This window comes from Pacificibacter maritimus (assembly GCF_003814915.1).
Lineage (GTDB): Bacteria > Pseudomonadota > Alphaproteobacteria > Rhodobacterales > Rhodobacteraceae > Celeribacter > Celeribacter maritimus.
Map to the genome: position 1 here is coordinate 34,216 of NZ_RKQK01000001.1, position 12,617 is coordinate 46,832.

Genomic DNA, 12,617 nt, shown 5'->3' on the forward strand with positions numbered 1-12,617 from the left:
GATTTGGATGCGCGGAACAATCCCCCGATTGGCCGCATAAAATATGGAGGCCAATATGCAGGGCCATATGATGGATCGGTTCAACGGAACTTATAGAGACGATACTTTGACCTTAGATGGGCAAAGCGCCTCCGTACATGGTTGGGCGGGAAATGATGTCATTTCAGTTCTAGACAGTGCGGGCATGAGTGAACTTTGGGGCGGGCGTGGCGATGACACGTTGATAGCCTCTGTTCCAGGTTCAGGACAGATTCACATGGGCGGCGGTGACGGAAACGATACGATTGTCATGGATGTGACCAATCAAAGCGGTGCTCAAGGTCACCATGTGTATGGTGGAAAAGGCGCCGACAAATTTGTGTTTACAAATGTCGATCAGGCCGATGTCCCGACGATTGGGCGCATTGATGATTTTGACGCCTCACAAGATAGCCTGTGGATCGAGGACAGCGAAATCGATCTTTACAACCTTCCAGACGGGGTCGAATTGGTGATGTACCAAGATCAATATTGGCTCAAGATAGGTGACAACGTTGTTTATGCCCTTGAAGGGGCGCGAGATGGCGGCGAAGAGCGTCACTTTTCCGATTTTCCCAGCTCCGTTGACGATCTTGAACGTGTCACATGGCAAGACAATGTAAACTACGTGCCTATCGAATTGTACGAAGATGAAGTGGCGGAGCTGAATGCGCTTTATGCGACTTACGCAGGGACAGCCGAGGGCACAGAAGAAGATGACTGGATTTACGACGATAACCTTGATCGGTTCGCTGCTGATGGTGATCAAATTGTAACCGCCGACAGTACAATCCGTGCAGGTGCCGGCGATGATGTCATCGATGCAGGCAAAGGTGATGACAGGGTTTATGGTCAAGATGGCGATGATTTGATCGCCGGTGGTCAAGACAGTGACATGCTTTTCGGCGGCAGGGGGAACGACCACCTTTGGGGTGGGTCTGAAAACGACCAGCTCTATGGCGGACAGGGCGATGACACCTTGTTTGGCGGTAGCGGCAATGACGTGCTGGACGGTAGCATAGGTGCAGATACGCTTTACGCAGATCGCGGTGATGACCGGCTCTACGGTGGGGGCGGTAACGATGAAATGCATGGCGGAACTGGCAATGATCGTTTAATCGCAGGCCGCGGCAATGACGTGCTTCACGGCGGTGAGGGTATGGATCAGCTTTATGGCAATCGCGGTTCAGATATACTGTACGGTGATGGTGGCAATGATAGACTTTGTGGTGCCGACGGCAACGACGCGCTGTTTGGTGGCAATGGTGCTGACATCTTGAATGGTGGTTCTGGGGATGATGTTTTAGTTGGCGGCGCAGGTCGCGATCTCATGTGGGGAGGGCAAGGTCAGGATGTTTTCGCGTTCGGCGAAAATGATCTTGCGTCCTGGGGCGGTCTCAGCGGAACTCGGTCAGAAAAGATGGCTGAGCTTGACCTAGTCAAAGATTTCAAACTTGGTGAGGACCGTATTTCTTTCGAAGCGATGGAAGGGGTGAAATCGATGCAAGATATTAAAGTTTGGGCAACCAAAGAAGACGAAAACCTCATGTATACTTTGCAAATCAAAGACACAAATGAACGTTTTCTGATCGACGTCGAAGACGATACCAAGTGGTCAGATATGATGTCAGAGGATAACTTTGACTTTTGATTAAAAGCGTCTTGCGCGTGAAATTTCGTTTAAACCTATCCGCATGTATAGGGGGCTATACGTAAAATATTGGTTTGTCCCCTTTGCTAGGGGCACCTGTTCCCCCGTCGATGGTATTCCTAATTGCTAGATGCGCAAAAAAGGAAAGTATCATGCAGCAGGATGTAACCAAACCTCCAGTTCATTTGGCGGGTGAGATCACGCAGTGGGTGGGGGACACAACCTGCGCGATCTCTCATTTTAGCATGAAACTTGCTCTTTGAATGCCACGCGTTGGCGCAAATTTCAGCCCTCTCAGCGGATAGGCTGGAGCTTTCGTCTAAGCGCGCCTCGCCGCTTAGCTCATCTACATGTTTATCAGCGGTTATGTATCGGCATGCTGCTCACCTCAATTCTGAGTGTCTTTTTTAGGTCCGATAGCCATCTCTGTATACTTCAGGTGTGTCGCATGAAGTCGCTTTGGAACATTCTAATCAAAGGGATCATTGCATCTGTGCTTTTGATCCTATCGCAGGCCGCACAGGCTGGTGAAAACTGCGGAGCGGCATGCGTTTTCGCAGGTCCACGCATGGCCAGTGTGCAGTCCAGTGACTCTGAGTTGCTTGGGCCTATCCTTGGTGGCTTGCTTGGTACAGACGTGGGGGTGAGCGTTCTGGATTGGAACGCCATAGCGGGAGCTGATCTAAACCTTCTAGATGTGATTGGTTCGGGCGATGTCGCCGTTTCCAATCCTGGACAGTTGATCGATGCTGATATTACGCTGCTCGAATTGGTCGACGCTTCGATTGCTGCGGCCGAAGCGGACAATGACACAGCCTTGGTCTCAGCGCTCGGTGCGCTGCGCATTCCTGTCGGGGAATTAAGTGGGACAATCAATCTGGTGGATTTGATTACCGTTGATTTGCCTCAAGGGGCCTTGGCCAATCTTGAACTCAATGCCCTTGATCTCATTGGTGGGGCCATTCAACTTTATAACTATGAAAATGTTGTCACGACGACGGAACCTGTCGCACTAAACAATGAGATTTTGCAACAATTTGGCATTGGCGGCGCAGAGGTGTTGCTTCAAGTCGTTGAACCGCCTCATTTCGAATGCGGTGGTGCTGGCACCCAGTTTCACACCTCAACCGTGCGTGCGAAAGTCTCTCTTGATCTTGCGGATTTGACCTTGGACACGAGCGCACTTGATGGGCTTTTGGGGCCATTGGTTGGCGGGTTGACGTCAACGGATCTCACTTTGGGCGATCTGGATCTTTATTTCGAATTTGGCCGTGTGGATGGCGAGATCCTCAGTGCGGACCCTGAAAGCAAAACAGCCAGTGTGATCCTTGCCCCCAGTGCGATTGATCTCTTTCTCGGCAGCATTGATGACGCAATCTTTTTCAATCGTGACCGTGCGATTGTGCCCTCAGATATCGCTTTCGGAACCGTTGGAGAGCTAGAGGTCGCGCTTTTGGGCGGTCTCATTCGTGAACGGGCCTCTATCGAGGTCAAATCCTTTGCCCAAAGCGCGCCGGGGACATCACAGACACTGTTTTTTTCACCGCCCTATCCACAAAGACAGGCCATCGGGGACGGGGCATCATCTTTCAGTGACTTGATCGGCACCTTGGCGCAAAATTTGGATATTCGCGTCGAAGATACTCTTGGCAATCTCGTTGGACCCCTCATTGATACGGTCGTGGAACCCGTTTTGGGAAATCTGGTTGGGGGGCTGCTCGTTGACGCGATCTCGCCAGTTCTTGACCTGACGCTTGACCCACTTTTGGGTTTTTTCGGCGTCGGTATCGGAGAGGCGGAGGCCTCAATTTCGGGTGTCACATCCATATGCGTTGAAAGATCCGACTGCCCCGTTTCTGGCCCAGCCCCCAACGGCAGTGCATCTGCGCGCTACGGAAGTCCCACACATCTGATCTATGACACGCTGTTCATGGGCTTTGCCCCGCCTGACGAAGATACGTCATCACGCGCAAGTGGCGATGCGCTGGGCGATGACGCGAGCGGCTTGGATGACGAAGATGGGGTCGCGCTGCCGATATTCTCGGCAGGGCAGACGAGCGAGATCGAGATCACTTTGTCAGAAACCGGAGGCGCAACAGGATATTTGCAAGGCTGGATCGATTGGAACGGAGACGGCGTGTTTTCCGATACCGAACAAATTGCCCGTGACCTTATGCTTGCGGGCGGCGGCGTTTTATCGCTGTCTGTGACGGTGCCAGATACGGCATATGTGGGCGGGAGTTTTGCCCGTTTTCGCTGGTCTACGCTTGCGGGCTTAAATGCGACGGATCCTGCGCCTGATGGCGAGGTTGAAGACTATTCCGTCACCGTCAATAATCGGCCCACGGCGGCTGTATCAGGGCGCATTTTGGCTGATACTGGGATCGGCGGCGGCGTTGCGCATGATGCTGTTCTCAATGGCGCTGAAGCAGGCATTGATGGCGTGACGGTCCAGTTTGAGACGACTGAAGGTCAAATCATAGGCGTCGCGCAAAGTGATGCACAGGGCAATTGGCACGTCGATCTGCCGCCAGAATTTAGTGGCAACGCGATTGTACGGGTTATACCACCTGAAGGATATCTGACAGTTTCACAAACCAGTCCGTTGTTAGGCGGGGGAAGCGATGGACGCATTCTCCTGACGGTTGCAGCGGGCGAAAACGTTTCTGGGTTGAATTTCGGCCTCGTCCCAGCGCCACGGTTCTATCAGGATGGACAAGCCTTTGTGCAGGCAGGCCAAGTCGCCACGATTTATCACGATTATGTGGCGGGAACGGCAGGTGATGTCTCGTTTTCGATTGTGAATGGTGATTCAGATCTGGCCAATATTGCTCTGTTCGAAGACCTCGATTGTGACGGAAGTCTAGATCAACTCGTTTCTTTGTCCCGAACTGTCGTAGCGGAGGAACGCATATGTCTTGGCGCGCGCACGTCGACAAGTTCCAGCCTCTCATCGGGGCAACAAATCCGTTATGAGATTAACGCGGTGACACTTTTGGCGAATGACGCCGGAGACGTGACGCTCATCAACCGTGATGTGGTGTTCATCGGGCAAAACAGCGGTGGATTGGTTATCGAAAAGACCGTTGAAAATATCACGCAAGGCACAGGTGAATTGCGCTCCAATTCTGGAGAAGTGGGCGACGAACTTTTGTATCGTCTTAAGGTCCGCCATCAAGGTCTCGCGCCGATCACGAATGTGGCTGTCTATGATAAAACACCACCATACACCGAGCTGTCGAATACGATTACCCAGTCTTTTTTGTTAGGGGAGGGGGTAAGCTGTGTTCTGGAACTGCCAGAGGTCGCCAGCATTGGCTATCAGGGCAACCTGCGTTGGCAGTGTGACGGTCCAGTGAATCCCGGCGCACAAAGCGCAATTGAATTTTTGGTGCGGATCGCGCCGTAAGTGATGCGCCTGATTTCTCGTATATGTTGACTATCCTAAAGCATAGAGACTTGGCTAAATGCACTCAGCGAGCACCAAAGGGGAAGAGGCGGCACCCGCAATTTTCTGAGAAACTAGAGCTCAGTGTCGCAGCCCTCAGTATGCGCGCGGGTCATTCTCATCCCAAAGGAATGTCTCGTCCTGAGGTCTATACTTTCTGGGAAACTCTGAGGTGCCCCCGTGAATAAGCCTTTGTCGCGGCTTTCCAAGTCTGCCATAAATATCAGCCTTTCCATATTTTTGACGGGCTTCGCCCCTGTCAGCCCTGTGGCCGCGGGGGAATTTCAGGTCGACTGGGGCACGTTTGATTGGCCTGCAGGCTTTACAGGGCCGGTGACGCGGACTTGGTCCGATCAATACGGGTTCGAAATTGATGTCGAAGCAGAATTGTCAGGGACCTTCCAAAGTTACGTCGACGGTACTGGCGCGGTCGTGCCATCGCCAGATGATGTTGATTTCTTTGGCGGAAATGTTGAATCTCTTGTCGTTGTTGGGGACGCTCGTGCCAATGAGGGCGCGTTCGGAGATAACAGAATAACAGCAACAGTGCGCGCGCAATCAGGCGGCGTGGCTTTTCCCGTCGACAGTCTCGAGATTGACGTGCTCGATATCGATAGCACCGACAACAACTCTCGAGAGGACAGATGCGATTTTGTGACGGGGTTTGGTAACAATGGCAATCCGACCTTTTCCACACTCTCTGCAACGCCATCGGTTCTTGTTGGGCCAGGACCAGGGTCAGGGCTCACAGGGACAATAGGCGCGAACCAAGCACAATGTATCTACATCGAAGGAGCGACCGTGTCGCCAACTTCGCCCAATGACTCTACGGGGTCGGTGCGCGCGACGTTTCCAAACGGCACGTCAGAGGCGACATTTTGGTACGATGAATCGATCCAAAATGTACGCAATTACAGTGTGTTCTCCAGTTATAACCCAGGCGCGCGCGGCATTGGTATGTTTGGGAATGTCGGATTTACCGTCGATCAAAGCATCAATCTGACGCGGTCGGTTTCGCCGAATTCAGCGATTGAAGCGGATACCATCACCTATACCTACGTTGTTGAAAACACAGGCGCCTTGCCGTTTAATCCCAATCAAGACATGATCATCGAGGACAGTTTACTCGGCACGGTGACGTGTCCAGCTATTACGGCCCCGATTGCGCCCGGAGGCACTGTCACCTGTACAGGCAGTTACACCGTGACCGCAGCGGATGTGCTTGCGGGGGCCGTCGATAGCACTGCCACGGCGGGTATTGGCGCGATTGGCCAGCCTTTTGTGTCGCGGCTTCAGTCAAATACTGAAAATGCAAGTTTGGTCACCAGTAGCCTCCTTGGCACCACCGACCCACAGATTTGTACCCCCGAGAATGTTTTTGCCAAACCGCGCACACAGCTTGCAGGGTCTGGAAACAGCTTCGATGTGCAAGTGGGCGACATATATTTGTTTGACAATGTCACCACCGACACCAATGGGAATGCGCTGGATATGGTTGTTGAATTCACCGAAGTCAGCAATGCAACGTCTATCGTATTGGATACTGCGCTTGATGCGCGGATGACCCCAAGTGAGAACGGTTATGTCATTTACAACGTGCGCCTTGTTCAAGATGGTTCTGCGGTGCCAAGTGCGCCACTGGGTACCTTGGTTGAACAAAGCAGGATCTCGGGCGTTATCGCGCAGCACTTGGATGTAGACAGCCGCGGCAGCGCACAAGATTCCACTGATGTTGTTGGATTTCTCGATGGAAACCCCGTGGTTTCGCTGTTCAACACGGCTCCCTTAGCATCATACCCATCTGGCGGTAGCCTATATACGATGGATCCCGCCAAGGTGGGGAACCCATTGGATTGGCTCGAGGAAGCAAACGAAAGTGCCTTTGATAACTATGTGACTTATGAATATTCTACCTTCACTCAGGAACGTTTTATTCATGGTTACACGGGCACATCAACAACGGCTGCGACACGTGGAACGAGTTTTACCTTTTGCGCTATCAGCAACACTTCCGCCACTGTTGTCGCCGAAGATGACGACTACACAGCCACGCCTGTGAATACCTTGCTGGGCGGTACGGCAGGTGAGGTGCTGGCAAATGATACAGTGAATGGTTTGCCTGCGACCTCGGGGAACGTCACTCTCGAGGTTTTGACCGCAGCCCAGCCCGTGAATTCAGACGATCCTGTGCCCTATCTGGTTGAGACAGGCCTTGATGCAGGGCGCGTTATCGTTCCTGAAAACGTTCCGTCAGGCACCTACCAGATCGACTATGAAATTTGTGATGTTCTTGACCCACTGCAATGTGACCGTGCCAAAGTTTTGGTTGCTGTTTTCGATGGGCTTGGCGTGGATTTCAGCGATGCGCCAATATCATATCTCGTGGCCGCACACGGTGTTGACACTGTCCCAAGTGTATATCTGGGATCAGTTCCCCCTGATATCGAAGCGATCGCCCAATCAGACGCCACTGCAACAGCAGATGACCTTTTGGGGACAGACGATGAAGACAGCGTGATGTTTCCAATCCTCACGCAGGGGACAATCAGTACCGTGGATGTCGGCGTGACTGGCAATGGGTTTTTGCAAGCATGGATCGATTTCAACGGTGATGGGCTGTTCGAAGAAACCTTGGGGGAACGGATCGCGATCGACCTGCAAGATAACGGCACCGGTGCCGACAATCTGGCTGGTGATGGTGTCATCCAGATCACCGTGACCGTCCCATCTGATGCAACCACTTCGACAACATTCGCCCGTTTTAGATATTCAAGTGAAACTGGCTTACCTGTGTCCAGTTTCGCCGTGGATGGGGAAGTTGAGGACTATTCTTTGGTGATCGCTGAAACTGATTTGGTCGACCGTGGTGATGCGCCTGCAAGCTACGGTGACCCACGTCATATTGTTGTGCCCTCCATCTACCTTGGTGCGGGCCTGCCTGATACCGAGGTTCTCACGCAGCATAGCTCAGGGGCGGATGCAGACGACCTATCGGGTTTGGATGACGAAGATTCCATCGCTGTCTTTCCAGTGCTTGAAGCTGGAACCACCGTCTCCTTAACGGTTCAGACCCATGAAACATTGTCGAACCTATATGACGCAGGGCTACCAGTATTAAGCCCAGGGGTAACAAATTTGCAGCTGTGGATCGATTGGGACCAAAGCGGCACATTTGAAACCAGTGAACAGGTCGCCATTGATTACCGCGATGGCGGAGCAGGAGACGCTGACGGCGTGTTTAACAACCAAATTACCATGAATATCGCGGTACCAAATACCATTGTCAGCGGCCTCACCTTTGCCCGTGTGCGCTGGTCCACATCCAGCGCTGTGGCGACAGATCCTTTTGATGGATTGAATTTTGATGGCGAGGTTGAGGACTATCAGGTCCGTCTATCCGCAGGAGCTGTGCCGTTTCTATGTGATGGCACGCTCTACCGCGTGGCTGGGATCAGTTCGCAATTGCAAGAGCTCGTGTTCACTGAAAATGGCGCTGGAGGATACACCATTGCCGATGCGACTGTGGGCACTCCTGCAGGGGTCGATTACAATGCCGCTTGGGGATACAACGCCCTAGACGGTTTGTTTTATGGCGTCGTCAACGGAACGCGCGATTTGGTGCGGGTCGATTCCTCGGGGAACTTTACTGTCATTTCGACGATCCCCACCACGGCGGCTATTGGCGACGGTGCGGGCGACATTATGGAAAACGGCATCATGGTTTACCGCGTGAATTCTGGGAATGCTTTCCAGCTGCTTGACCTGTCAAATCCATTCGCGCCTTTAGATTTGGGTCAACTGACCTTTTCGGCCCCTTTGAGTGTGGCGGACATAGCCTATAACCCGAATGATGGGTTCTTTTATGGGATAAATGCTACAACAAATCGTCTGTTCTATTTTGACCCGCTCGCAGGGACCGCAGGTGCGACGTCCATCGTTGAGTTCGGGCCCGCGACTTTTACGGCAGATTATGGTGCTGTCTGGTTCGATTACTACGGACGCTTTTACATCAACCAAAACAACACCAACGAAGTGTTCCAAGTCGATGTGGGCTTTGAAGGCGACGGCGATGGCGCAGCGACCGTGATTGATACCCTGACCTTACCGAGCGAAAACCGCGTCAACGCAGCATCCTGTCCATCGCGTTTCGGCCCTTTGCCACCCGAAGGGTCCGTTCAAGGCCTAGTGTACAATGACAGCAATCTTTCAGGGACGCCAGATAGCCCCTCTGAGACTGGTATCGCAGGTATCACCGTATCGGCTTATGATAACAATTCCACACCAGAGAACCTATCAGATGATACTTTGGTCGCCGCAACGCAAACCGATTCTTTAGGGCAGTTTACTCTGGAAGGATTATCGGCTCTGCGTGTCTACCGAATTGAAGTGGATGAAGCCGATGAAGATTTGCCCATCGGCGCGCAAATCACGTCAGAAAACCCTTATCCCAATGTGCGTGTCACAGCAGGAAGCCGATCAAGCGGATATGATTTTGGATTTGCATCCACGGCTGACTTATCGATCACAAAAGTGGCTCTTGATACCAATGGAGTGCCCCTCACAGAGGCGCAAGAAGGAACTGAAATCGATTTCAATCTCACGGTCACCAACGATGGCACAAATGCCGTGACAGGTGTGAAAGTGCGAGATTTGTTGCCAAATGGATTTTCCTATGTCTCTGACACGGCCGCGGCCTCTGGCGATACCTATGATCTTGGTACTGGGGTTTGGGACATTGGCGATTTGGCTGCTGGCAGCAGCATCAGTTTGACCATTCGTGCAACCATGAATGCAACAGGTGAGCATACCAATGTGGCTGAAATCATCGCCTCGTCATTGAATGATCCAGACAGTGACCCTGCTGTTGGACCTTTGACGGATGATTTGTCGGACGGGATTGCCGATGACGATGAAGCCAGTGTCACTGTGACCTTTGTCGGCGGCGGCTCTGTTCTTTCGGGAACCGTGTTCCAAGACAACGGCGCAGGCAGTGGCACGGCGTTTGATGGCGTTCAAAATGGCCTTGAGGTCGGGACACCAGCAGCCAAAGTAGAGGTCTTTAATGGGGCTGGAACCTTGATAGATAGTCCTGAAGTTGCCGCCGATGGCACTTGGTCATTGACCTTACCCGATAGCTTTGCTGGTCCTGTAACCCTTCAGGTCACAGCTGCGGCAACCCATCTGGTGATTTCCGAAACACCTGCGGCACTGCCCTTTGGGGTCAACACCGACCCACGCGATGGGCGGTTCACCTTTACCCCTGATCCTGATGAGGATTATGCGGGGCTTGATGTCGGGGTGTTAAAACAGGCACGCCTGCGCGAAGATCAATCTGGCGTCATCGGGGCTGGTCAAGTCGCTGAGCTACGTCATGAATTTATTGTGGACGCCGAGGGCAGTGTCGCGTTTTCTGTGACGCCTCTTTCTGAAACCCCCGCAGGTGGGTATTCGCACGCCTTGTTTGAGGATACCAATTGCGATGGTACGGCTGATACCGTGATTTCGGGCGCTTTGACGACATCTCCGGATCAACTGATCTGTTTGGTGCTGCGCGTTTCTGCGTCGTCCTCGATCGGCCCGAACGCCAGCTATGTGGTGCAACTCGATGCGATAACGACCTATGGCGCGACCGGTGTTAGCGAGTTGGATCGCAACACGGACCGCCTGACCACGGAGGCCTCTACAGGCGCTTTACGATTGTACAAAACTGTACGCAATATCACCCAAGGTGGCGCAGAAGGGGTGCGCAATGGCGGGGCCGTTGGCGATGTATTGGAGTATAGTATTACGGTTGAAAACCCCTCTGCCGCGCCTGCGAGTGAGATTACAATCTATGATCGCACGCCGCCCTACACAGAGTTGTTTGCACCGATTGTCTCACCATCTGCTCTTGGCGATATGATCTGTACGCTTATCACACCTTCTGGCAATTCTGCCGGATATGCAGGCAATCTGGAATGGGATTGTGTCGGGGCTTTCTTGCCAGGGTCACGTGGGAATGTCGCGTTCCAAGTGCAAATTGCGCCGTAATGCAAATTTGGTTGGATGCAGGCGTCTTTCTGATGGGTGCATCCTCCCCAAACATATTGAGTGCAAACGAATTTGGGGGGGGCTGTCCACTCTGCCCCCGCCACAGTTTCATGCGTTTGAATACTGCTGTTATCGGAAAGGCGAGATGGATCGGTATGGTGCGGAAGTTTCCACTTTGCTCACTGGGGGATACCAACCGATGGAGTTGGCTTTTGGGGGCAGGTTCAGCGCGTCGGAAAGGTAGAACAAGACCGCCTCAGATAACGGCATCGTCACTTGGGGGCACAAAATATTGCCGCGACTAATTAAGCGATATGAGGCAACGTTGTGCAGTCAATTGTTTGGGACGTGAAACTCACCAATCGACGGGTCTCGGGAGGTGGCTCCGTAGATCGGTATTTCTTCTGATGTCGACCTGAAACCTCAAACACCCTCCGCATTGCAGAGGGTGTTTGAGGTTTCAGGGCATTACTTTTTCACTATGCAACGCGTTGTCTCGCTGTGACGACGAGGGGGACAGTGTCACAAGTTTTCTATGCCACCCGTTCGCGCCAGTTTGTCTCGCAAGATCATGGGGCTCGCTGAACTGCTCCCCACTTTGGACCAAGATTGGTAGGGGTCTATTGCCCGTATCGCGTCGAATTACCTTGATGAAATCGAAACCATCCAGTCTAGGCACGTGAACGTCAGCGATAATAATATCGGGGAAGAGTGCCGTGACTAAATCGAAGCTCTCTACATCATTTCGGGCGACATGAAATGTGAATAATATCTGAGGCATCGACCCTCAGAATGCTCACAGTCATTTTACAAAGCTTCTTTGGGCTGTTCTGATACGCGTTCCAACGCGGACCTCTGAACAATGCCGGATGCACGCGATATTCCCCTGTTCCCAGAGTAACTCTCCTTGGATCTGGCTGTACTTACCAAGGCTAATACAGGCAAATTCTTTGTGAGTGGCCGCTCTAGAGCGGGACATAGTTTTTCCAATGGCATCAATCATAAGAAATATCCTTTATTCTTCGACTAAAACTATATCGCAAAAGCGTGCGAGGGCTTCGTCTCTGAGGGATATTGCCTGTAGTCTAAAGGATATATTGCTCTGGACCTGTCACGCTTTAGGCAGATTGCTTTGCCATCGCTTGCGGGCAGTGAATGGTGGGTCTGCTTTGGTGCAGGAAATGCGATCAAAGGAGCGGCATCAAACCGCGACAGGTCCTCTCGTTTAAATTCAGGATGATGACTTTGAGGCTGTGGGCAAAGGGCAAGCCTTGCTTTCGACTGTCTGGATTTAAAGCGAAGTAAGCCCATAGGCACAGCGTGCTCACCTCGTATTTCAAAGCAATCAGGATCATGATTCGGGCCTATATAACGATAGGCTTGGCGCCAGCTGACTGATGCTGTGGCATGATTTCTGCTCACCGCAAGGTGCTAGGACGGGATTTTTGATCTAGCGGATGCCCATAATAT

General features: G+C 52.4%; 3 protein-coding genes. All 3 read left to right on the plus strand.

Features of this window, described 5'->3' with window-relative positions; all coding sequences use genetic code 11:
* Nucleotides 1-55: 55 nt before the first annotated feature.
* The 3 genes from EDD53_RS00100 (at nt 56) to EDD53_RS00110 (ending at nt 11,147) form a co-directional block, all read left to right on the plus strand.
* Nucleotides 56-1,669: a calcium-binding protein gene (locus EDD53_RS00100; protein WP_170162646.1), complete on the plus strand. Its 1,614-nt coding sequence runs from the start codon at nt 56-58 to the stop codon at nt 1,667-1,669.
* Nucleotides 1,670-2,117: 448 nt separating this feature from the next.
* Nucleotides 2,118-5,078 (plus strand): GEVED domain-containing protein, encoded by a 2,961-nt coding sequence (locus tag EDD53_RS00105; RefSeq protein ID WP_123791181.1) that lies wholly within the window; start codon nt 2,118-2,120, stop codon nt 5,076-5,078.
* A gap of 219 nt (nt 5,079-5,297) precedes the next feature.
* Nucleotides 5,298-11,147 (plus strand): DUF11 domain-containing protein, encoded by a 5,850-nt coding sequence (locus EDD53_RS00110; protein WP_123791182.1) that lies wholly within the window; start codon nt 5,298-5,300, stop codon nt 11,145-11,147.
* Nucleotides 11,148-12,617 lie beyond the last annotated feature (1,470 nt).

Coding starts and splice junctions, on each gene's coding strand:
- EDD53_RS00100 (WP_170162646.1), top strand. CDS start 56: ATGCAGGGCCATATGATGGATCGGTTCAACGGAACTTATAGAGACGAT.
- EDD53_RS00105 (WP_123791181.1), top strand. CDS start 2,118: ATGAAGTCGCTTTGGAACATTCTAATCAAAGGGATCATTGCATCTGTG.